Origin of the sequence: Streptomyces sp. SDT5-1, from assembly GCF_052245995.1 — a bacterium.
Taxonomy (GTDB): domain Bacteria; phylum Actinomycetota; class Actinomycetes; order Streptomycetales; family Streptomycetaceae; genus Streptomyces.
In genome coordinates this window covers 1,529,105-1,550,537 of sequence record NZ_CM125963.1, presented here as the reverse complement: position 1 = coordinate 1,550,537, position 21,433 = coordinate 1,529,105, and the positions used below count along the sequence as shown (strand labels likewise).

Genomic DNA, 21,433 nt, shown 5'->3' with positions numbered 1-21,433 from the left:
TCAAGAGGCGGACAACATGTGCGTGCCCCACGCCGGGAGGTCCACGTACAACCCCGTGTCGAGGAGTTCGGCGCCGGTGCGTTCGTAGCGGTCCGCGCCGAGGAGGCTCGTCAGCTGCCAGGGGCCCGGGCCGAGGTCGGGCCACGGGAGACGGATGCGGCCCTGGGCCGGGTGGTCGGAGAGGTTGACCACGGTGAGGAAGCGGCCCGCCGGGCCCGTCCAGCACGACGCGACCAGTGCGGCCGCCGAGTCGTTGTCGGGCCAGCCGGTGCAGTCGAGGAGCCGCCAGGTCCCGGTGCGCATGCCGCTCTGGCGCACCGCCGACAGCAGCCGCTCGTGGAAGGAGCGCAGCTCGTCGTCGGCCGGCTCGTCGGGCCGCCGGTCGAGGAAGACCGGCAGCTGGACGCGGCGCCCGGTGAACTCGCCCTCGTGCCACAGCGTCGCGCCGGGCAGCGTCGCGATCAGGGCCGCCGCCGCTCGCTCCTTCGCCGGGGCCATGGTGTGCGCGGCGCGCGGTTCGTCGTGGTTCTCCAGGAAGCGGACGAGCCGCCGCTGGTACGTGACGTCGGCGGCCAGGTGGGCCCGCACGGACGCCGCGTCGTGGGCGAGGATCCGGTCGTAGAGCCGCTTGTCGTAGCAGAAGTCGAAGCCCTGCTGCTGGAGCGCCCATTCGAGGTCCCAGTACGCCTCCGCCGCGAACAGCATGTCGGGCCGCTGCTCGTGCACCGCGCCGAGCACCTCGACCCAGAACTCCTCGCCGGGACGCTTCCCGGCCCGCTCGCCCCAGGTGCGCTCGAACACGTCGTTGGTCAGGAGCATCGCCATGTCGCAGCGCACCCCGTCGCAGAACCGGCCGATGTGGTCGAGTACCTCGACGGTCGAGTGCCGCAACTCGGGTGCGAACGCGTTGAGTTGGACGACGTCCGGCCACGGCGGGAAGAACGGGTCCCGGCCCCGCGCGAGCACCGCGCGCCCGGTGTCCAGGAAGCCGTCCGGATCCCGCCGCAGGTCCTCGGCGTCGCCGCGCACGAACAGCTCCGGGTGCTCGCCGACCCACGGATTGTCGGGGGCGACGTGGTTCGGCACGTAGTCGAGCAGCAGCCCCACGCCCCGCCGGTCGAGTTCGGCGCGCGCAGCGGTGAGCCCGACGGCTCCGCCGAGCGCGCCGTCCACCTCGTAGCGCCGGATGCAGTACGGGGAACCGGCGATGTCCTGCTCGCCGATGCCGGGGACGGCCGCCTCGAACGCGGCCCGGAGGTTCGGGTTCCGCAGGGCGATGTCCCGCCCCTGCGGGCTGCGCTCCCACACGCCCATCAGCCACACGACGTCGACGCCCGACGGGGTGATCTCGTCCCAGACGTCCTTGGGCACGTCCGCGAGACCGATCTCGCGGCCGAGCCGCCGCCCCGTCTCCTTGAGCCACACACGGGTGTTGACCTCGTGGATCACGGGCTGTGCCGGCACTGTGGCCATCGCTGTCACCTCTTCGTGGTCCGCGGCCGGAAGGCGTCGGGGCCGAGCGTGCCGAAGATCTTCATCAGGGCGGCGACCAGGCCCGTCCAGCCGGTCTGGTGGGAGGCGCCGATGCCGGCGCCGTTGTCTCCGTGGAAGTACTCGTAGAACGAGACGAGGTCCCGCCAGTGCGGGTCGTCGCGGAACAGCGGCTGGCCGCCGTAGACCGGGCGGTGCCCGTTCTCGTCGCGCAGGAAGATCCTGGTGAGCCGCGTGGAGATCTCCTCGGCGACCTCGAACAGGTTCTTGCGCACCCCGGACCCCGTCGGGCACTCCACGGTCAGCTCGTCGCCGTAGAAGCCGTACAGGTGCAGCAGGGAGCGGATGACGAGGGCGTTCATCGGCAGCCACACCGGGCCGCGCCAGTTGGAGTTGCCGCCGAACATGCCGGTGTCGGACTCGGCCGGCAGATAGCCGACCCGGTACTCCTCGCCGTGCACCCAGAACGTGTACGGGTGCTCCTCGTGGTACTTGGACAGCGCCCGGATCCCGTACGGGCTGAGGAACTCGTCCTCCGACAGGAGCCGCGACAGGACGCGCACCAGCTTCTTCTCGTCGACGACCGAGAGGAGCCGCGGCCCGCCCGCCCTCCCGGCCTGCGCCTGCGACAGCGTCACGGACAGCGAGGGGTGCCGCGCGGCGAACCGCTGGAGCCGCTCGCCGAGCCCGGAGAGCCGCTCCAGCTGCTGCGGCTGGAAGACGGTCGACGCGCACAGCGGCAGCAGCCCCACCATCGAGCGCACCTTGAGGCGGACCGCCTGCCCGTCCGGCAGCCGCAGCACGTCGTAGAAGAACCCGTCCTCCTCGTCCCACAGCTCGTCGCCGAGGTCGCCGATCCGGTCCATGGACGCGGAGATCCACAGATAGTGCTCGACGAACTTCAGGACCAGTTCCTCGTACGCCTCGTTCCGCTCGACGAGTTCGAGGGCGATCTGGAGCATCGACTGGCAGTACAGGGCCATCCACGCCGTGCCGTCGGCCTGCTCCAGGGAGCCGCCGGTGGGCAGCGGGGCGCTGCGGTCGAAGACGCCGATGTTGTCGAGGCCGAGGAATCCGCCCTGGAAGACGTTGCGTCCTGTGGGGTCCTTGCGGTTGACCCACCACGTGAAGTTCGTGAGCAGCTTCTGGAAGGTGCGCTCCAGGAACGCGTGGTCGGCGTGCCCGGTCGTCTCCTTCTCCACCGTGTACACGAAGTACGCGGCCCAGGCGTGCACCGGCGGGTTGACGTCGCCGAAGCTCCACTCGTAGGCCGGGATCTGCCCGTTGGGGTGCAGGAAGGAGTCGCGCAGCAGGAGTTCGAGCTGCTCCTTGGCGAAGCCGAGGTCGACGGCCGCGAGCGCCACCGCGTGGAAGGCGAGGTCCCAGGCCGCGAACCACGGGTACTCCCACTTGTCCGGCATCGACACGATGTCGTCGCTGACCATGTGGAACCACTCGCGGTTGCGCACGCCGGTCCGCGGCAGGCTCCACGGCGTCAGATCGTGCTCCGCGAGCCATGTCTCCAGGTCGAACGCGTAGTACTGCTTGGACCACAGCATCCCGGCGAGCGCCTGACGCAGCACTCGCGCCTCGTCCTCGCCCGCGCCCTTCGGCGTCAACTCCCGGTAGAACGCGTCCGCTTCGGCGATCCTGTCCTTGAACACCGTGTCGTAGCCGCGAGTGAGGGAGAGCTGGGCACCGGCGGGTCCGAGACGCAGCCGCAACGTCTCGGACCCGCCGGCGGGCACGGTGAGCGTGTGGTGGGCGGCGGCCTTGGTGCCCACGCGGTCCGGGTTGACGGTGTGCGGCTCGCCCTCGACGACGTGCCGGCCGATGCCGTCCTTGACGTACGGGGTGTCGCTCGCGGTGCCGAACAGGCGTGCCTTGTCGGTCTCGTTGTCCGTGAACAGCAGCTCGGCCCCGGTCGAGCAGCGCAGGTCGTAGCTGCCGAGCTCCGGATGGTCGGCCCGGATCGTGCGCGTGTCGTGCGGACCCTCCGCCTCCCGCAGCACGGGCTTGGTGGCAGCGGTGGCGTGCTCGCCCCACGACCAGGTGTTGCGGAACCACAGCGTCGGAAGGACGTGCAGGGTCGCCTCGTCGGGGCCCCGGTTGTCGACGGTGATCCGCATCAGGACGTCGTCGTGGTCCGCCTTGGCGTACTCCACCGTCACGTCGAAGTAGCGGCGCTCGTCGAAGACGCCCGTGTCGAGCAGCTCGTACTCGAACTCCTGGCGCGTGCGACCGCCGTTGACGGCGACGAGCTCGTTGTACGGGTACGCGGCCTGCGGATACTTGTAGAGGTATTTCAGATAGGAGTGGCTGGGCGTGGCGTCGAGGTAGAAGTAGTACTCCTTGACGTCCTCGCCGTGGTTGCCCTCCGCGTTGGTCAGACCGAAGGCACGTTCCTTCAGGATGGGGTCGCGGCCGTTCCACAGCGCGAGCGCCAGGCACAGCCGCTGCTTCTCGTCGCAGATGCCGCCGAGGCCGTCCTCCCCCCAGCGGTAGGCGCGCGAACGCGCGTGGTCGTGCGGGAAGTACGACCACGCGTCGCCACCCGGGCTGTAGTCCTCGCGCACTGTCCCCCACTGCCGCTCGCTCAGGTACGGGCCCCACAGCCGGGAGCGTCCGCTCGAGTCGCCGGTCGGCCCGACGCGCGATTCCTTCTTCATGTGACCCTCCCACGTGCCCCTCGGTCAGCCCGGGGCGCCAGTCTCGGCAGGGGGCCGCGGAGGCGCCTCACCTTCCGGGGGTGAGCCGCCGGCGCGGGCCGCGAGCGTGACCGCGATCTCGTACGCGGCGAGCAGCACGGCGATCACCAGGAGCGCCGTCCACGACGACAGCAGGATCGACACCAGGGCCGCGACGACGGCCCCGCCGACGCGCAGCACGTCCGCGTGCCGGGCGATCCACGGCCGCAACTGGCGGTCACGCACGAGGCGTTCGCCCGCCCGCGTCATGCCGTGCCAGGTGGCACGCGCGCCCTGGACGGTCCAGCGGCGCAGGGCGGACGGCAGCCGGCCGGGTCCGACGAGATAGCAGAGGACGGCGACGGCCACGCCGATCCACAGGAGCTGATCGCCCCTCTCCCGCAGCGTCGTGAAGACGGTCCACAGCGCCGAGCGCAGGCCCTCGCGGTAGACGCCCTCCGGCAGCTGTCCGAGCAGTTGGTTCCGCACGCCCCGCAGGACGGCCGTGAGGACCGTGACGGTGACCACCAGCCACAGGCCGAGCTGGAGCAGGGTGCGCCGCCGGTTCGGCGACACCCACAGGGCGAGAGCGAGCACGACGGGCACGCCGATGAGCAGGCCCACGAGCGCCCGCTTGAACAGCACGACCGCGTCCTGGAGTTGGCCGAGCGTGTGCCGGTCGTAGAGCCGGATCTGCGCGAAGTCCTCGGGCAGGTCCCTGCCGAGCGCCTTCTCGATCCGCTGGTGCAGGCCCGGCGGCAGCTCCCCGGAGGACAGCGTGGGCAGGTCGAGCTTCTTGCCGAAGACGTCCGGCAGCTCGTTCTCCAGGGCGTTCAGCAGGTTGTTGACCACCGGCAGCAGATTGAGGGTGACCGTGTCGCCCCTCACCCGGATGTTCTCGTTGCGCTTCTCCAGGAGGGCGACGATGCGTTCGTGCGCGAACCGGTTGGTGGTCCGCCACAGCTCCTGGAACCGTTCGTCCGCGATCAGCTGCGAGACCTTCTCGCGCATGAAGTCGTGCACGGCGCCCGTCACCGGGCCCGCGAGGAACGCCGCGCGCGGCGGCAGCGCCTCGGAGAGCCGCTGCTCGACGTCGAGCTGGTCGAAGATCTCGTCCGCGAGATACTTCGAGACCGCGGCGTTCACCTTCGGATCCTCGGGCAGCGCGCCCACCGTGGCGATCCAGCGGTCCGTGTTCAGGGTGGTCCGCGCACCCCACACGCCCACCACGGAGGTGACCGCCAGCACCGCCACCAGCGCGATCAGCACCGCCGCGACCAGGCGGCGCAGCGCGAACGTGCGGGCCCTGCGGCGGCGTTCGGTGCCGGCCCGGTCGCGCAGCGCCTCGACCTCGGCACGCAGCCGCTCCAGCTCCGACTCTGTGGCGGACGGGGGACCGGTCGCGGGCTCGCCGGGACCGGGGGCCTGTTCCTCGCTCATGGCGCGACACCTCCCGCGGTCAGCGTCGCCGCGGGCCGCGGCACGTTGCTCACCTGCGGCGGGTGACGCGCGGCGCGGGCGGCGCCGCTGTGATGCCGGTGGAGACGGACGTCGACAGTCGGAGGGAGACACCATGGCGGTCATCGGACCGGTCCAGCTGCTCACCATCGAGTTCGGGCCCGACGCCAAGTTCGAGGGGCGGATCATCGAGGAGCTGGCGATCCTCGAGGCGAACGAACAGATCCGCGTCCTCGACCTGCTCTTCGTCGGCAAGGAGCCCGATGGCGGCCTGGTCTCCCTCGACTACCAGCAGGAGGGGATGGGCGAGACCGTCGCCGCCCTGCTCGGCATCTCCAGGGAGCGGATCCGCGCGGTGCGGGACACGTACCCGAGTCTGACCGAGGGCAGCGCGTTCGGCCTGAGCACCGGCGACATCCAGGAGATGGCCGCGTCCCAGGACCCGGGCACGTCGGCGGCGTACATCCTGCTCGAGCACGTCTGGGCGAAGTATCTGCGCAAGGCGGTCAGGGACGCGGGCGGCGTACCCGTCGCCGAGGGCTTCCTCACCGAGGAGGCCCTGGAGCCCGTGGTCGTCGAACTCACCGCCGCGGCCCGCCGCCTGGGCGAGCCCGTCGGGCCCGAAACCGATCCCACACCCCAACCCGGAAACCGTCGCAGGAGGACCTGATGGCCGAACTCGTCGTACTCGGATTCTCGGACAAGGAGAAGGCCGAATCGGTGCTGCGTCTCGCGGGCGAGCTGTCCCGGCAGGAACTGCTCGAGCTCGAGGACGCCGCGGTGGCCTGGCGCACCATGGACGGAAAGATGCACGTCCACCAGACGCACAGCACCACCGGGGCCGGAGCGGCCGGCGGCGCCCTGTGGGGCTCGCTGTTCGGACTGCTCTTCCTGATGCCGGTGTTCGGCGCCGCCGTCGGCGCGGCCACCGGAGCCGTCGCGGGCAAGCTCACCGACATCGGCATCAACGACGCCTTCGTGAAGGAGACCGCGCGCGCCCTCGAACCCGGCCGCGCCGCCCTCTTCGCGCTCGTCCGGCGCACCACGCCCGACCGGGTGCAGGACGCGCTGCGCCCCTTCAACCCGACCGTCATCCACACTTCCCTGACCAAGGACAGGGAAGAGGAACTGGTGAAGGCCCTCCAGTCCCAGTAGCCCTCCGGCCCGGGCAGCCCTCCCGTCCCAGCGGTCGCCGGGACCGGGAACTTCACCCGGGTGAAACCCCGCCTGGCATGTGCCGGGCGGCGTGCGCGGGGCCACACTTGCCTCCACGGGGGTGGGTCCACGTCGTCGCGAGAGCGGGGGTCACCATGGGCGAGTGGTCGCACCGCACACCGTCAGGAGGGCGCGGCACGGAGCCGGGCGACACCGTGCCGGCGCTGCCCGACTGGATCGTGCCGCGCCCCCGGTTGACCGACCAACTGGCCAGGGGCGTGCGCGGTCCGCTCACCGTCGTCGTCGGACCGGTGGGCGCGGGCAAGACGGCGCTCGCCCTGGAGTGGGCCCACACGCGAAGGCCGCCCTGGCCGCTCGCCTGGGTCACCTGTGACGGCTCCGCCGAACACCCCGATGTCTTCTGGCAGCGGGTGTTCGGCGCGCTGCGCTCCGCGGGCGTCGCGGTGCCCGAACCGCGCGCGGGCGAGGAGGGACCGCTCCTCGTGGCCGCCCTCGCCGACCGCCTGAACGAGCGGACCGAACCGGTGGTCCTCGTCCTCGACGACTTCCAGCCCGCCCTCGAATCGCCGGTCGCGCGCGGCGTCACCCACCTGCTGCGGCACGCCCCCGACCGGCTGCGGCTCGTCGTGCTCGCCCGCCGCGACCCGCCGCTGCACCTGCACCGGGGGCGGCTCACCAGCGAGGTCGCCGAGGTGCGCACCGCCGACCTGGCCTTCGACGACCGGGAGGCGGCGGCCCTCCTCGCCCAGCACGGCATCGACGTGACGCGGCAGACGGTGAGCACGCTGCGGCGGCGCGCCGACGGCTGGGCCGCCGGCCTTCGGCTCGCCGCGATGTCCATGGAGCGCAGCGGCGATCCCGAACGCTTCGTCGAGCGGCTCGTGGGGGACGACGAGGCGATCTCCAGCTACCTCGTCGAGGAGGTGCTCGACCAGCAGTCGCCCGGCATGCGTCGGCTGCTCCTCACCACGAGCATCCTGGACCGCGTCAACGCGGAGCTGGCCGCCGAACTCGTCGGCGACGCCGACGGCGCCCTGTTCGCCGCGCTCGTGCGGGAGAACTCCTTCCTGCGGCCCGTGGGCCACGGCTGGTACCGCTGCCACCAGATGTTCGCCGACGTGCTGCGCACCTGCCTGCGCCACGAGACACCCGGCCTCGTGCCGCACCTGCACCGTACGGCCGCCGCCTGGCTCGCCGACCACGGGCTGCTCGCCGATGCCGTGCGCCATCTGCTCGCCGCGGGGGACTGGAACGAGGCGGCCCGGCTCATCGTGCACCGCCTCGCGATCGGTCAGGTTCTCGGCCTCACCCGGTCCAGACTGCCTGTCGACACCGACCCGAGGGCGACGGCCGAACCGCCCGCGGACGAGCCGGAGGCCGTGCTGCTCGCCGCGGCCGTCGCCCGCATCCGCAGGGACGACCAGGCGTGCACCAGGAACCTGGAGCGCTCCGCCCAACTCCTCGACCGGTTACGGCCCGAGGAGGAGGACCGCGTCGCCCGCTGCCGGCTCGCCCACGCGGTGATCCGCATGGAGCGGCTGCGCTGCCGCGACCCGCGCAGGGCGGGCGCCGCCGCGGCCGACGCCGAGTCGGCGGGCCCCCGCGTGCCGCACACCCTGCTCGCCGAGCGGCCCGAGATCCCCGCCCTCATCCTGTCCGTACGCGGCAGTGGGGAGCTGCGGGACGGCAGCCTCAAGGCAGCCGAGGTCTCCCTCACCCGGGGACTCAAGGCGGCGGGCGCCGCGGGCAACGGGGCGCTGCGCAGGGACTGCCTCGTCGAACTCGCGCTCCTCGAAGCGCTGCGCGGCCGCTTCCGCGCGGCCGACGAACTGACCGCGCAGGCCGTCCAGCCCCCGATGCCGCCGTGGACCATGGGCGAACCGGCGCGCGCCACCCTGCACCTGGTGCGCGCCTGGGGCGCCCTCGCCCGCGGCGAGCCCGGCCGGGCCCGCGACGAACTCGCGCACAGCGACGGCGTGCTGGGCAAGGTCCCCGACTCCTTCCTCGCCGAGATCGGCGGGGTCGTCGCCCGCGTCGCCGCCACCGTGGAGCACGGTGGCCGGGGCCCCGAGGCCGTCGCGGACGCGGTCACGGTCTCCCGGCTGCCGCAGACGGTGCAGCGGACGGTGGCGCCCACCTGCGCCCGGCTGCTCGGCACCGCGCACCCGCGGCGTGCCGGCGCCGCGCCGGCCGAGCGAGAGGAACCCGCCGCGTCGCCCACGGAACGGCTCAGCGCCCGCGAGCGCGACGTGCTCGATCGGCTCGCCCAGATGATGACCACCGAGGAGATCGCCCAGGAGCTGTACCTCTCGGTGAACACGGTGAAGACGCACCTCAAGAGCGTCTACCGCAAGCTCGCCGTGTCCCGCCGCTCCGCCGCGGTCCGCAGGGCCCGCGAGCTCCAGATCCTGTGAGCCGCCGGGTCAGACGAGGCCCAGCTCCTGCGCGCGGGCGAGCGCCTCGGCCCGCGAGCGTGCCCCCAGTTTCCGGTACACGGCGCGCGTGTGGCTCTTGACCGTGTTGTACGAGACGTAGAGGCCGTCCGCGATCTGCCGGAGCGAGACCTCCTCCTGCAACTGCTTGAGCACCGCCAGTTGACGGTCGGTCAGTCGTTCGTCGGACGGAGCCGACGCGTCGTCCGGCGGGACGGGCACCGCGGCGAGCGCGACCGACGCGCGGTGCACCAGGGCGCCCGCGGCGCGCGGGTCGGCCACGTCTCCCGCGACCTCGACCAGGACTTCGGCGACCCACATCAGGCACGCTGTCAGCGTGGCGTCCGCCGGCGCGCTCTCCTCGCTGAGCCAGCTCAGTCGCAGACGGAGCGCACCGATGTGCTCGGCGGTCACCGGATCGTCGGTCGTGCGCGGGCGGAGTGTCGACTGCAAGCCCCTCACCTCCCCATGTGGAGGGCATGACGCCACCCACGGTGGCGCTCGGGCGCGCGGCGCGTAAGGGGCCTTCCGCGCCGATTTCGGAGCGGTCGGGCCCCTTGCGGGGACCGCGAGGACCTCACTCGCGCGCGTCGCGCGGCCCGGGGAGCCTGCGCACCTCGAGGAGTTCGAGACCGAGGCCCTGGATGCGGTCGAGGATCCCGTACAGGGCCGCCTGGTCGAGACCGGCGCCGAGCAGCACGGTCTCCGCGGGCCGCAGCACGACGGTCAGCTCGTCGAACGCGGACCGGAACGCGTCGCCGATCCGTCCCCTGATCCGGATCTCGAAGTCGCCGCCGGAGAGCGGCCCGACGGGCTCGGGGCCCGGACCGGTGTACGACCCGCCCATGGCGTCACCTCCTGTGCGAGCTTCACCCCGCAGGCCATTGTCCCGGCGGCCGTACGGGTGCGGGCATCACCTTGGGCGGGTGACAGCGGCCCGCGGCCGTGCGCTCATCCGCTGCGGGTGAACCGGTGCGGGCGGCGCGGGCCGCATGCTCCGGGTGCATCGAGTCCGGTTCGGCACAGAGCGAGGAGGAGGGTCGACATGGCGGAGCAGATGTCGCCGCGCGCGGCGCGTTCCGGAGCGCCGGAAGCGGAGCCCCATGTCCGTCCGGTCGCCGTCGGGGGAGTGGTCTTCGCGGCGTTCGTGATGGGCATCATCGGCGCCTATCACGCGATCGCGGGACTCGCCGCGATCCTCAACGAGAACTACTACCAGGCGCAGAACGACTACGCGTTCGACTTTGACACCAACGCCCGCGGCTGGGTGCAGCTGATCACCGGAGTGATCGTGTTCGCGGCGGCCGTGAGCCTGTTCAGCGGCCGCACCTGGGCCCGCGTGGTCGTCATGACCATCGCCGCGATGAGCGCGATCGAGAACTTCTTCTTCACCCCGTACGAACCGGTGTGGTCGGCGATCCTGATCGCCCTCGACATCCTGGTGATCTGGTCGCTCGCCGTGTACGGCCACCGCGAGGCCCACAAGGTCTACGGCACGCCGCTCTAGGGACCGCGGACCGTACGGGCGAGCGCCGTGACGCCGCGCCAGTCCAGTGGCGGGCGCTCCCGGTACGTCCCCGGGCGCTGCCGCGGCACGATCACCCGCAGCGCCCCGGGCCGCACCTCGATGCGCACGGGGACCGCCATCCGCACCGCCTCCCCGTCGAGGCCGACGGGGATCGTGTCCCGGTCCGCGTCGACGACCACCGAGGTCGCGGTCCGCGCGGTGAGCCCCGCGGACCTGCCGCCGCGCAGCAGCCCGGCGGCCCGGGCGGCGCTCGTGACCCGCACACCGACGCAGCCGAGCACCCCGCCGTCGAGGCGGGTGCGGCGGCCGAGGCCCGCGACGTCGTGCGCGCCGTACGGGTTGTTGCTCACCAACAGCGCCTGCGGGTCGGCGACTTCGTCCCCGCCGACGCGGGCCGTCAGCGTCGCGCCCCTGTGCCGGACCAGCAGATCGGGCAGCAGCTCCAGGGTGGTACGGGTCTTGCCTTCGCGGTAGGCGGGGCTCTGCACCACCTCGGCGTACGCCCCGAACGACACGTTGTTGACGAACGGGTGGCCGCCCGCCCGGCCGAGGTCGACCCGCAGTTCCACGCCGTCGGCCAGCGCGTCCAGGGCCTTCGCCGGGTCCTCACGGTCGAGGCCGAGGTCGAGCGCGAAGTGGTTGCGGGTCCCCGCGGGGATCACCAGGAACGGCAGGCCGAACTCGGCGGCGACGTCTGCGACGAGCGCCTGCGTGCCGTCGCCGCCCGCGACACCGAGCAGATCCGCCCCGGCCGCCGCCCGCTCCCGGGCGAGCGCCGCGACGTCCACCGCCTCGGGCCCCTCCAGCAGCACCACGTCGGCCCCGAGCCGCTCGGCCTTCGCGCGCAGCCCGAAGCGGTCGACCTTGCCGCCGCCCGAGCGCGGATTCATGATCAGCACCGGCCTGCGGACGGCGGGCGCGGGCGCCTCCGGCATCGGTGCGGGCGCCCGGCGCGGCCCGAGCGCCGCACGGCCCGTCCCAGCCGCGAGCAGCCACAGCCCGCCCGCGACCAGCACCACCCACACCAGATGCGCGCGGGCGTACGCGACCAGCACCCACACCGGCGCGGCCAGCGCCAGGAGCAGCGCCAGATATCGCACCGGGCCCCGCCTGCTGAGCACCCACCACACGGCGGCGGCCGTCACCACGGTCCCCAGGACCCCCACGCCGAGCAGCGCGAAGGTCCGCAGCCCCGCGAAGGCGGCCAGGACCAGCACGGCGCCCGCCGCGGCGGCCAAGGAGGCGCGCGCCAGCCACCGTTGCCCCCGCACCCGTTCCCGCGTCGTCTCCCGCGTCGTCGGTTCCATGACCGGGAGTCTGCGACCGGCCGCGACTGCCGGGCTCACCCCCGGGAGGCGACCTCACACCGTCGGGGTGACGTGGCGGCGCCCCGCCCGGCGCACGGTGGGGCCTCACCGGGAAGGAGCCCGCCATGACCGAGACGACGAGCAGGCACCCCACCGCGCGCGAGCGGGCGAGCGCGGGCCGCTCGGCCCGGTCCCGCGTCCCGCGCTCCGGGCACGCCGTGTACGTTCCCGCCGCCGACCGCCCCGACCCCGTCCGCATCCTGGAGGAGCAGTCCGCGACCCGGCTCCCCGAGCTGATCCCGATCCGCTACGCACGGATGCTGGAGTCGCCGTTCCGGTTCTTCCGGGGCGCCGCGGCGATCATGGCGTCCGACCTGGCGGGCACCCCGGCCACCGGCCTGCGCGCCCAACTCTGCGGCGACGCCCACCTGTTGAACTTCCGGCTGCTCGCCTCGCCGGAGCGGCGCCTGATGTTCGACGTGAACGACTTCGACGAGACGCTGCGCGGCCCGTGGGAGTGGGACGTCAAGCGGCTCGCCGCGAGCCTCGTCATCGCGGGCCGCGGCAACGGCTTCGGAAAGGACGAGCGCGCCCGCGTGGTGCGGGCCACGGCGGCCTCGTACCGGCAGTCGATGGAGCGGTTCGCCGGGATGCGCACGCTCGACGTGTGGTATGCGCGGATCGAGGCGGACGAGCTGTACGCCGCCGTGTCAGGGAAGCTGGACACCCGCAGTCGGCGGCGCATGGCGCAGGCGCTCAGCAAGGCGCGCGGCCGCGACCACCTCCAGGCCCTCGACAAGCTCGCACACGTCGTGGACGGCGAACTGCGCATCGCCGCCGACCCGCCGCTCGTCACCCCGCTCGACCAGCTCCTGCCGGGCGTCGAGCGCAAACAGCCGGAGGCGCAGCTCATCGACCTGATCGAGCGGTACGCGCGCACGCTCACCGCCGAACGCAGGGCGCTGCTCGGCCAGTACCGGGTCGTCGACATGGCACGCAAGGTGGTCGGGGTCGGCAGCGTGGGGACCCGCTGCTGGATCATCCTGCTGCTCGGCCGCGACGACCACGATCCGCTGCTGCTCCAGGCCAAGGAGGCGCAGACGTCCGTGCTCGCGCCGTACGCGGGCGCCGGCGCCCACACCAACCAGGGCGAACGCGTCGTCGTGGGGCAGCGACTCATGCAGGCGGCGGGGGACATGTTCCTCGGCTGGGAGCGGGTGGAGGGCCTCGACGGGCGGCAACGCGACTTCTACATAAGGCAGTTGCGGGACTGGAAGGCGATCCCGCAGGCGGATCTGATGTCGCCGCGCGTCATGGGCCTGTTCGGCCGGGCCTGCGGAGCGACGCTCGCCCGCGCCCACGCCCGCTCCGGCGACCGCATCGCCATCGCCGCCTACCTGGGCGGCTCCGACCGCTTCGACCAGGCCCTGGCCCGCTTCGCGGAGGCGTACGCCGACCAGAACGAGCGCGACCACGAGGCGCTGGCCGCGGCCGCGCGGGACGGAAGGGTGCCGGTCGCGTCAGCGTGAGCCCGTGGCCGCCGCGCCGCCGATCCTGCTCCGCAGGAACTCCTCCTGCGCGAGGACGCGGCCGACGGCCACCCCGAACACCACCGTGGTGAAGAACAGGATCAGCCAGGACAGCACCGTGAACACCGAGCCCAGGGCCCCGTAGCGCTCCACGCTCATCCGCAGCGCCCTGGGCAGCCACAGGCCCGACACCCCGCAGAACGCCACCGCGCCCGCCGCGGTCAGCAGCGCCCCCGGCAGCAGCGGAAGCCACGGCACCCGCCCGGCGAGCAGCAGATGCTGGGTCCACCACCACATCAGGGCGGCCGCAGCGAACTGCAACGGATAGCCGAGGAGCGCGCCCGCGCCGAACGCCCGGTGCAGGGCGCCCTGCACGATCAGCATCGCCACCCACACCAGCAGCCACACCGCCCAGCGCCACGCCACGAGTCGCACCCCGGAGTGCGGCAGCTCCCACGCCCGCTCGCACAGCCGCTGCAACGCCCGGGTGAACGCGGTGGCCGAGAGCAGCGCGACCAGCACGCCCGCGGCGCCCCAGCTGTGCAAGGTGGCGTCGCCGCCCCCGGTCAGCTCCTCGGCCTGCGCGACCACGGGCCCGCTCGTGCCGATCAACGTACGCAGCGAGGCGAGGAGTTCGCGCCTGACCGCCCCCGGACAGAACGACGCGAGCGCGATCAGCATCGGCAGGGCGGCGAGGAACGCCTGCGCGGCGAGGCGTGTCGCCATGTCGAGGATGCTGACGTGCACCAGTTGCCGCACGATCCGGCCCGTCAGGGGCCGGGCGGCGTCCGTGATCGTCATGACAACGCCCTCCCGGACGGGGAACACGCTCCTGCCGAGCACTGTCGGGCCGACCGCCCGAGCGCACGTCGCCCGCGCCGGGTGAGCGCGCCCGACCATCGCCAGGTTTGCTTAAAGGTGATCGAAACAAGCCTTGACCCATCAACTTCGAGCAAATAGCGTCCTTGCATTCCGGTCGACCCTTCACCAGGAAGGCTCCCTGTGCGCAGGCGCTCTCTCCTCGCCGCGGCCGCCACGACACTCGCGGCGGCGCCGCTCGCGTCCGGCTGCGGCCTCTCCTCGTCGAACGCCCCGAAATCCTCGAACGCCGGGTCCGGCTCGCGGCGCGGCCACCTCACGTACGGCGTCTGGGACGTCTACCAACTGCCCGCCATGCAGCGCGCCGCGCGGGCCTTCGAACGGGCGCGGCCCGGCGTGACCGTCGACGTCCAGCTCACGCCCAACGGCACGTACTGGACCAAGCTGCGCACCGCCTGCACCGGAGGCTCCGCGCCCGACGTGTTCTGGATGAACGGGCCGAACTTCGGCATGTACGCCCAGGCGGGCCAGCTGCTGCCGCTCGACACCGAGGGCGACGACGCCGTGGTCCCCACCGCCGACTTCCCCGACGACCTCGTCTCCCTGTACCGCTGGAAGGGCACCCAGTACGGCGCCCCCAAGGACTTCGACACCGTCGCCCTCTGGTACAACAAGGAACTCTTCGACCGCGCCAAGGTGCCCTACCCGGACGCGCGTTGGACCTGGCAGGACCTCATCGAGAACGCCCAGCGGCTGACCGACCGCAGGCGCGGGATCTACGGCGTCGGCGCACCCGTCCGCGCCCAGGAGAACTACTACAACTCCGTGCCGCAGGCCGGCGGCTGGGTCATCTCGAAGGACAAGCGGGAGTCCGGATACGCCGAGGAGCGCACCCGCGAGGGCCTGCGCCTGTGGGTCGACCTCATCCACCGCTACCGCGCCTCGCCCACCCTCGAGCAGATGGCCGACACCGACCCCACCCAGATGTTCCAGTCGGGCACGCTGGCCATGACGTACGAGGCGTCGTACAACGCCGCGACGTTCTACGCCGACCGCGAGCTGCGCGCCAAGGTCGACGTCGCGCCCATGCCCAAGGGGCGCCGCCGCGCGACCGTGCTGCACGGACTCGCCAATGTCGTGTACGCCCGCACGCCGCAGCCCGAACTCGCCCGCGACTTCGTCCGGTTCCTCGGCACCGAACGCATCTCCCTCCTCCAGGGCAAGTACGGCACCGCGATCCCCGCACGCAACGGCACCGCCGAGCCGTGGGCCGCCGGCATGCCGCGCTTCAACCTCCGGACCCACCTGGACGCGCTCGACTACGCCGTGCCGTTCCCCAGCTCCGCCAACACGGCCGCCTGGTCGCACAAGGAACAGATCTGGCTCGCGCGGGCCTGGAGCGGCGTCGAGAGCCTCGAAGGCGCCAGCGGCTCGCTCGCCGACGCCATGAACCAGCTCCTCGCTCAGGAGCGGAAGGGCCGGGCCTGATGAGCGTCGACACACGGACGGCTGTCGCCGTACCCGCGCAGCGAGGCAAGCCGAAGCCGCTGGACCAGAAGGAGCTGAAGCGGCGCGAGCGGCGGTTCCGCCACCGCGACAAGTGGTGGGGCTACGCCCTCATCGCCCCCGCCGGGCTCGGCCTCGCCGTCTTCTACCTGTGGCCCGTGGTGCAGACCCTGTACTACAGCTTCACCGAGTGGGGACCCTTCGGCGGCACGACCTGGATCGGGATCTCCAACTACCGCACCCTCGTGGGCGACCCGGAGTTCTGGCAGTCCCTCGGCAACACCGCCGTCTACACCGGGCTCGTCCTCCTCGGCATCCCGCTCTCGATGGTCGTCGCCGTCCTGCTCAACCTCAAGGGACTGCGCGGCACCGGCGTCTACCGCACCCTCTACTTCCTGCCGGTCGTCACCATGCCCGCCGCGGTCGCCGTGGTCTGGCGTTGGCTCTACAACGGCGACGCCGGCATCCTCAACCACGCGCTGTCCACCGTCGGCATCGACGGCACCGCCTGGGTGTCCGACCCGCACACGATCCGCTTCGCGGTCGCCGCCGTCGGCGTGTGGATGACCGTCGGCTACAACATGATCCTGCTGCTCGCCGGGCTCCAGTCCATCCCCGGTGACTACTACGAGGCCGCCGCGCTCGACGGCGCGGGCCGCGTCCGGCAGTTCGTCTCCGTGACCCTGCCGCTGCTGAGCCCCACGCTGTTCTTCACCACCGTGCTCTCGGTCATCCAGTCGCTCCAGGTCTTCGACCTCGTCTATCTGATGCTCGGCGCCAACACCCAGAACGCGCTGCAGAACCCCGCCTACGGCGAGGGCCAGACGGTGGTGATGCTCTTCTTCCAGAAGGCGTTCTTCGACAACCAGCGCGGCTACGGCGCGGCCATCGTGTGCGTGCTCTTCGTCCTCATCATGGCGCTCACCGCCGTCCAGTTCCGGCTGCAGAAGAAGTGGGTCCACTATGCGTAAGACGGCCATCCGGCAGGGGCGGATCTGGCCCGCCCACGTGCTGCTCGTGCTCGGCGCGGTCATCACCGTGTTCCCGCTCCTGTGGGAGCTCCTGACCTCCTTCAAGACCTTCGGCGAGTCCGTGCGCGTACCGCCCACGATCCTGCCCGAGCACTGGGACTTCTCGAACTACGCGAAGGTCTTCGACGGCGTCCCGTTCGGGCGGCAGTTCGTGAACACCGTGATCATGGCGCTGCTGCGGACCGCGGCCCAGCTGCTGCTCTGCTCCATGGCCGCCTACGCCTTCGCCCGGATCCGCTTCCCCGGACGCGGGCCGATCTTCCTCGGGTTCCTCGCCGTGCTGATGGTGCCGGGCCAGCTCTTCCTGCTGCCGCAGTACCAGATCATGCAGAACCTCGGCTGGCTCGACTCCATGCAGGCGTTGGTCGTCCCCGGCATGTTCTCCGCGTTCGGGACGTTCCTGCTGCGGCAGTTCTTCATGGGGCTTCCCGAGGAGCTGGAGGAGGCGGCCCGGCTCGACGGCGCCAACCCGTTCACCGTCTTCTGGCGCATCGCGCTGCCGCTCGCCCGGCCCGGCCTTCTCGCACTCGGCATCCTCACGTTCCTGTGGTCCTGGAACGACCTGATGTGGCCGCTCATCGTCAACACCGACCCGGCCAAGATGCCGCTTTCGGCGGGCCTCGCCTCGCTCCAGGGCGCCCACCTCACCGAGTACCCGGTGCTGATGGCGGGGTCCCTGCTCGCCACGCTCCCGGTGATCGTGGTGTTCGTCGCGATGCAGCGCCAGTTCATCCAGGGCATCGCTTTCTCCGGAATGAAGGGCTGAACCAGGCATGACCACCGAACTCCGTACGGACGAGCCGCAGCACACCCCCACCCCCACCCCCACCCGCGACCTGCGCCTGGGCGTCATCGGGCTCGGCTTGCGCGCCACCGTCGCCCGCGAGGCCCACCACCCCGGCGAGGGCTCCTCCGTGGTGGCCGTCGCCGACACCGCGCCCGGCATGTTCGACCGCGCCCGCGAGTGGTTCGGCGGCGACGTGCGCACCTACGAGGGCCACAAGGCCATGCTGGCCGCCGAGGACCTCGACGCCGTCTTCGTCATCACCCCCGACCACACCCACGAGGAGCTGGCGGTCGACCTCCTCGAAGCCGGGGTCGCGGTCTTCGTGGAGAAGCCGCTCGCCATCACCACCGAGGGCTGCGACCGCGTCCTGGAGGCCGCCCGCGCCTCCGGCTCCCGGCTGTACGTCGGCCACAACATGCGCCACATGCCCGTCGTCCGCGTCATGCGGGAACTCATCGAGCGCGGCGAGATCGGCGAGGTCAAGGCCGTGTGGTGCCGCCACTTCGTCGGCCACGGCGGCGACTTCTACTTCAAGGACTGGCACGCCGACCGCCGCAACACCACGGGACTGCTCCTCCAGAAGGGCGCCCACGACCTCGACGTCATCCACTGGCTCGCCGGCGCCTACACCGAGCGTGTCAGCGCCCTCGGCGGGCTCACCGTCTACGGCGACATCACCGACCGCTCCGGGCAGGCGCCCGGCGCCACGATGCCCGACTGGTACGACCCCGAGAACAACTGGCCGCCGCTCTCCCTCACCGGACTCAACCCGGTCGTCGACGTCGAGGACCTGTCGATGATGGTGATGCGCCTCGAAGGCGGCATCCACGCCAGCTACCAGCAGTGCCACTACACGCCCGACTACTGGCGCAACTACACCGTCATCGGCACCGAGGGCCGCCTGGAGAACTTCGGCGACCACGGCGACACCGCCGAGGTCCGCGTCTGGAAGCGGCGCAGCGGCTACCGCGCCGACGCCGACCTCGTCGTGCCGATGCCGGCGCCGGGTGAGGGCGGGCACGGCGGCTCCGACCCGCTGCTCGTCGCCGAGTTCCTGCGCTTCGTGCGCGCGGGCGGCGCCACCGACACCAGCCCCGTCGCCGCCCGCGAGGCGGTGGCCGCGGGCGTCGCGGCCACCGAGTCGCTGCGGGCCGACGGGCGTCCCGTGACGGTGGAGCGGCTCGCGCCCGACCTCGCCGACTGGTTCACGAACGGCCAGAGCTGACCGGCCCCGGAACGGTCACCCGGTCCACGACCAGTTCGCGACCTCCGGCAGGTCCGTGCCGTGCTCCCGGATCCACGCGTGGTGCCGGGTGCGCGCGTCCGCCATCGTCTGGCGCACCGCGGCGGCCCGCACGGCGAGCCCCGGCACCCGGTCGATGACGTCCATGACGAGCCGGTACCGGTCCAGGTCGTTGAGCACGACCATGTCGAACGGCGTGGTCGTGGTCCCCGACTCCTTGTACCCGCGCACGTGCAGGTGCTCATGGCCCGTGCGCCGGTACGCGAGGCGGTGGATCAGCCACGGGTAGCCGTGGTACGCGAAGATCACCGGCTTGTCGGCCGTGAACAGCGCGTCGTACTCGAAGTCCGGCATGCCGTGCGGGTGCTCGCCCTTCGGCAGCAGCCGCGTCATGTCGACGACGTTGACGACGCGCACCGCGAGTTCCGGCAGATGCGTGCGCAGCAGGCTCGCCGCGGCCAGGACCTCCTGCGTCGGCACGTCACCGGCGCAGGCGAGCACGACGTCCGGGTCCCGGCTGCCGTCCTCCGTGCCGGCCCAGTCCCACACCCCGGCGCCGCGCGCGCAGTGGGCGCGGGCCTCGTCGAGCGAGAGCCAGTCGAAGCACGGCTGCTTCCCGGCCACCACCACATTGACGTAGTCCCTGCTGTGCAGCACGTGCTCGGCGACCGAGAGCAGCGTGTTGGCGTCCGGCGGCAGATAGACCCGTACGACGTCGGGGCTCTTGTTGAGGACGTGGTCGACGAAGCCGGGGTCCTGGTGCGAGAACCCGTTGTGGTCCTGGCGCCACACGTGCGAGGTCAGCAGGTAGTTGAGGGAGGGCAGCGGCGCACGCCACGGCAGCCCGCGCGAGGTCTTCAGCCACTTGATGTGCTGGTTCACCATCGAGTCGACGATGTGCACGAACGCCTCGTAGCAGGAGAACAGTCCGTGCCTGCCGGTGAGGTTGTAGCCCTCCAGCCAGCCCTGGCAGAGGTGCTCGGACAGCACCTCCATCACCCGGCCGTCGTGTGCCAGGTGCTCGTCGGTGGCGAGCGTGCCCGCCTGCCACGCCTTGCCGGTCGCGTCGTACACGGCCTGGAGCCGGTTGGAGGCCGTCTCGTCCGGGCCGACGAGGCGGAAGTCGCGGCGGTCCGCGGTGTCCCGCATGATCTCGGCGAGCAGATCACCGAGCACCCGGGTGGGCTCGTGCAGCGCGGTGCCCGGCTTGTCGACCTGGACGGCGAAGCGCTCCAGCGGGGGGATCGGCAGCGCCCGGGTGAGCAGCCCGCCGTTGGCGTGCGGCGTGGCGCCGAGCCGCCGGTCGCCCTCGGGGACGTACGCCAGGACCTCGTCGGTGGGGCGGCCCTCGGCGTCGAAGAGTTCCTCGGGGCGGTAGGAGCGCAGCCAGGCCTCCAGCTGCCGCAGGTGCTCCGGGTTCTCGCGGACGCCGGGCAGCGGCACCTGGTGCGAGCGCCACGTGTCCTCGACCGGTTCGCCGTCGACGGTCTCCGGGCCCGTCCAGCCCTTCGGGGTGCGCAGCACGATCATCGGCCACCGGGCGCGCTCGGTGGTCCGTCCGTCCCGTGCCTCGCGCTGGATGCGGGCGATGCGGTCGAGGGCCTGGTCCATGGCGCGGGCGAGGTCGCGGTGGACGCGCAGCGGATCGTCGCCCGTCACGTGCAGCGGCTCGTGCCCGTAGCCGCGAAGCAGCTCGTCGAGCTCGGCGTCGGGGATGCGGGCGAGCACCGTCGGGTTGGCGATCTTGTAGCCGTTGAGGTGCAGGATCGGCAGGACCGCGCCGTCGTGCACCGGGTCGAGGAACTTGTTCGCGTGCCAGGACGTCGCCAGCGGCCCCGTCTCCGCCTCGCCGTCGCCGATCACGCAGGCGACCAGCAGGTCCGGGTTGTCGAGCGCGGCGCCGTAGGCGTGCGCGAGGGAGTAGCCGAGCTCGCCGCCCTCGTGGATCGAGCCGGGCGTCTCGGGCGCGACATGGCTGGGCACGCCGCCGGGGAACGAGAACTGCTTGAACAGCCGGCCCATCCCGGCGGCGTCCCGCGACACGTCCGGATAGACCTGCGAGTACGTCCCTTCCAGCCACGAGTTCGCGAGCACGGCGGGCCCGCCGTGGCCGGGACCCCACACGCACAGCGCCTCGATGTCCCGCTCCTTGATGACGCGGTTGAGATGGGTGTGCACGAGGTTGAGGCCGGGGGACGTGCCCCAGTGGCCGAGCAGGCGCGGCTTGATGTGTTCCGGGGACAGCGGCTCGGTGAGCAGCGGGTTGTCGAGGAGGTAGATCTGGCCCGCCGCGAGATAGTTGGCGGCGCGCCAGTGCGCGTCGAGTGCGGCGGCCTGGTGCTTGGACAGATCCTTCGCCATGGCAGCTCCATCGGTAGCGGCAGCGGTGTGCTCTGCGCCGCCAGTCTGCCGCCCGTCCCGGCCACGCGCGAAGAGCCC

Annotated in this window: 17 protein-coding genes; 9 read left to right on the top strand and 8 right to left on the bottom strand. The window is 72.3% G+C overall.

Annotation, left to right across the window (positions count from 1 at the left end; translation table 11 throughout):
* Genes ACTWJ8_RS07290 through ACTWJ8_RS07280 form a run of 3 tightly spaced genes read right to left on the bottom strand, consistent with a single transcriptional unit; the run spans position 1 to position 5,618 of the window.
* Complete coding sequence (locus tag ACTWJ8_RS07290; protein WP_356383429.1) at positions 1-1,473, bottom strand: alpha-amylase family glycosyl hydrolase; 1,473 nt, start codon at positions 1,471-1,473, stop codon at positions 1-3.
* 5 nt (positions 1,474-1,478) lie between these two features.
* Entirely contained in the window at positions 1,479-4,160 is a 2,682-nt protein-coding gene (locus ACTWJ8_RS07285) for an MGH1-like glycoside hydrolase domain-containing protein (protein WP_443263352.1), read from the bottom strand.
* 24 nt (positions 4,161-4,184) lie between these two features.
* The gene (locus ACTWJ8_RS07280; RefSeq protein ID WP_443263351.1) at positions 4,185-5,618 is read right to left on the bottom strand and encodes a hypothetical protein; all 1,434 of its coding nucleotides are present in this window, start codon (positions 5,616-5,618) and stop codon (positions 4,185-4,187) included.
* Between the two features lie 133 nt (positions 5,619-5,751).
* On the opposite strand from ACTWJ8_RS07280, the gene ACTWJ8_RS07275 reads away from it, so the two are divergent.
* From ACTWJ8_RS07275 to ACTWJ8_RS07265, 3 genes are all read left to right on the top strand, one after another.
* A complete protein-coding gene (locus ACTWJ8_RS07275; protein WP_356383437.1) occupies positions 5,752-6,306 on the top strand; it encodes a DUF1269 domain-containing protein in 555 nt (184 codons plus the stop codon).
* Positions 6,306-6,791, top strand: coding sequence for a DUF1269 domain-containing protein (locus tag ACTWJ8_RS07270; protein ID WP_356383440.1), 486 nt, complete (start codon positions 6,306-6,308; stop codon positions 6,789-6,791). Before ACTWJ8_RS07275 ends, ACTWJ8_RS07270 begins: the two co-directional genes overlap by 1 nt.
* Positions 6,792-6,946: 155 nt before the next feature.
* On the top strand, positions 6,947-9,226 hold the full coding sequence (locus ACTWJ8_RS07265) for a LuxR C-terminal-related transcriptional regulator (protein ID WP_356383443.1): 2,280 nt from the start codon (positions 6,947-6,949) through the stop codon (positions 9,224-9,226).
* Positions 9,227-9,235: 9 nt separating this feature from the next.
* Here ACTWJ8_RS07265 and ACTWJ8_RS07260 read toward each other — a convergent pair whose 3' ends face one another.
* Both ACTWJ8_RS07260 and ACTWJ8_RS07255 read right to left on the bottom strand, forming a co-directional pair.
* Positions 9,236-9,697 carry a response regulator transcription factor gene (locus ACTWJ8_RS07260; RefSeq protein ID WP_356383446.1) on the bottom strand — a complete coding sequence of 154 codons (462 nt, stop codon included), beginning with the start codon at positions 9,695-9,697 and terminating at the stop codon, positions 9,236-9,238.
* Between the two features lie 124 nt (positions 9,698-9,821).
* Positions 9,822-10,091 (bottom strand): hypothetical protein, encoded by a 270-nt coding sequence (locus ACTWJ8_RS07255; protein WP_356383449.1) that lies wholly within the window; start codon positions 10,089-10,091, stop codon positions 9,822-9,824.
* 198 nt (positions 10,092-10,289) lie between these two features.
* Here ACTWJ8_RS07255 and ACTWJ8_RS07250 point away from each other — a divergent pair, with 198 nt between their 5' ends.
* Positions 10,290-10,751, top strand: coding sequence for a DUF7144 family membrane protein (locus ACTWJ8_RS07250; RefSeq protein WP_356383452.1), 462 nt, complete (start codon positions 10,290-10,292; stop codon positions 10,749-10,751).
* On the opposite strand, the gene ACTWJ8_RS07245 is transcribed toward ACTWJ8_RS07250, so the two are convergent.
* Positions 10,748-12,079 (bottom strand): diacylglycerol/lipid kinase family protein, encoded by a 1,332-nt coding sequence (locus ACTWJ8_RS07245; RefSeq protein ID WP_443263350.1) that lies wholly within the window; start codon positions 12,077-12,079, stop codon positions 10,748-10,750. The two genes, ACTWJ8_RS07250 and ACTWJ8_RS07245, sit on opposite strands and share 4 nt — an antisense overlap.
* 125 nt (positions 12,080-12,204) lie before the next feature.
* Between ACTWJ8_RS07245 and ACTWJ8_RS07240 the strand changes: the two genes are divergently transcribed.
* Complete coding sequence (locus tag ACTWJ8_RS07240) at positions 12,205-13,608, top strand: DUF2252 domain-containing protein (protein ID WP_443263349.1); 1,404 nt, start codon at positions 12,205-12,207, stop codon at positions 13,606-13,608.
* Here ACTWJ8_RS07240 and ACTWJ8_RS07235 read toward each other — a convergent pair.
* A complete protein-coding gene (locus ACTWJ8_RS07235; protein WP_356383460.1) occupies positions 13,600-14,409 on the bottom strand; it encodes a YhjD/YihY/BrkB family envelope integrity protein in 810 nt (269 codons plus the stop codon). The two genes, ACTWJ8_RS07240 and ACTWJ8_RS07235, sit on opposite strands and share 9 nt — an antisense overlap.
* Before the next feature lie 201 nt (positions 14,410-14,610).
* On the opposite strand from ACTWJ8_RS07235, the gene ACTWJ8_RS07230 reads away from it, so the two are divergent.
* The 4 genes from ACTWJ8_RS07230 to ACTWJ8_RS07215 are packed head-to-tail and all read left to right on the top strand — an operon-like array spanning position 14,611 to position 18,976.
* Complete coding sequence (locus tag ACTWJ8_RS07230) at positions 14,611-15,915, top strand: ABC transporter substrate-binding protein (RefSeq protein WP_443263348.1); 1,305 nt, start codon at positions 14,611-14,613, stop codon at positions 15,913-15,915.
* Positions 15,915-16,904 (top strand): carbohydrate ABC transporter permease, encoded by a 990-nt coding sequence (locus tag ACTWJ8_RS07225; protein ID WP_356383466.1) that lies wholly within the window; start codon positions 15,915-15,917, stop codon positions 16,902-16,904. Before ACTWJ8_RS07230 ends, ACTWJ8_RS07225 begins: the two co-directional genes overlap by 1 nt.
* Complete coding sequence (locus tag ACTWJ8_RS07220) at positions 16,897-17,730, top strand: carbohydrate ABC transporter permease (RefSeq protein ID WP_356383469.1); 834 nt, start codon at positions 16,897-16,899, stop codon at positions 17,728-17,730. The genes ACTWJ8_RS07225 and ACTWJ8_RS07220 overlap by 8 nt, the downstream gene beginning before the upstream one ends.
* Before the next feature lie 7 nt (positions 17,731-17,737).
* Positions 17,738-18,976, top strand: coding sequence for a Gfo/Idh/MocA family protein (locus tag ACTWJ8_RS07215; RefSeq protein WP_443263347.1), 1,239 nt, complete (start codon positions 17,738-17,740; stop codon positions 18,974-18,976).
* Between the two features lie 15 nt (positions 18,977-18,991).
* Here ACTWJ8_RS07215 and ACTWJ8_RS07210 read toward each other — a convergent pair whose 3' ends face one another.
* Positions 18,992-21,355: a phosphoketolase family protein gene (locus tag ACTWJ8_RS07210; RefSeq protein WP_443263346.1), complete on the bottom strand. Its 2,364-nt coding sequence runs from the start codon at positions 21,353-21,355 to the stop codon at positions 18,992-18,994.
* Positions 21,356-21,433: the final 78 nt, after the last annotated feature.

Coding starts and splice junctions, on each gene's coding strand:
- ACTWJ8_RS07270 (WP_356383440.1), top strand. CDS start 6,306: ATGGCCGAACTCGTCGTACTCGGATTCTCGGACAAGGAGAAGGCCGAA.
- ACTWJ8_RS07220 (WP_356383469.1), top strand. CDS start 16,897: ATGCGTAAGACGGCCATCCGGCAGGGGCGGATCTGGCCCGCCCACGTG.
- ACTWJ8_RS07235 (WP_356383460.1), bottom strand. CDS start 14,409: ATGACGATCACGGACGCCGCCCGGCCCCTGACGGGCCGGATCGTGCGG.
- ACTWJ8_RS07280 (WP_443263351.1), bottom strand. CDS start 5,618: ATGAGCGAGGAACAGGCCCCCGGTCCCGGCGAGCCCGCGACCGGTCCC.
- ACTWJ8_RS07250 (WP_356383452.1), top strand. CDS start 10,290: ATGGCGGAGCAGATGTCGCCGCGCGCGGCGCGTTCCGGAGCGCCGGAA.
- ACTWJ8_RS07215 (WP_443263347.1), top strand. CDS start 17,738: ATGACCACCGAACTCCGTACGGACGAGCCGCAGCACACCCCCACCCCC.
- ACTWJ8_RS07225 (WP_356383466.1), top strand. CDS start 15,915: ATGAGCGTCGACACACGGACGGCTGTCGCCGTACCCGCGCAGCGAGGC.
- ACTWJ8_RS07255 (WP_356383449.1), bottom strand. CDS start 10,091: ATGGGCGGGTCGTACACCGGTCCGGGCCCCGAGCCCGTCGGGCCGCTC.
- ACTWJ8_RS07290 (WP_356383429.1), bottom strand. CDS start 1,473: ATGGCCACAGTGCCGGCACAGCCCGTGATCCACGAGGTCAACACCCGT.
- ACTWJ8_RS07285 (WP_443263352.1), bottom strand. CDS start 4,160: ATGAAGAAGGAATCGCGCGTCGGGCCGACCGGCGACTCGAGCGGACGC.
- ACTWJ8_RS07240 (WP_443263349.1), top strand. CDS start 12,205: ATGACCGAGACGACGAGCAGGCACCCCACCGCGCGCGAGCGGGCGAGC.
- ACTWJ8_RS07210 (WP_443263346.1), bottom strand. CDS start 21,355: ATGGCGAAGGATCTGTCCAAGCACCAGGCCGCCGCACTCGACGCGCAC.
- ACTWJ8_RS07265 (WP_356383443.1), top strand. CDS start 6,947: ATGGGCGAGTGGTCGCACCGCACACCGTCAGGAGGGCGCGGCACGGAG.
- ACTWJ8_RS07245 (WP_443263350.1), bottom strand. CDS start 12,079: ATGGAACCGACGACGCGGGAGACGACGCGGGAACGGGTGCGGGGGCAA.
- ACTWJ8_RS07275 (WP_356383437.1), top strand. CDS start 5,752: ATGGCGGTCATCGGACCGGTCCAGCTGCTCACCATCGAGTTCGGGCCC.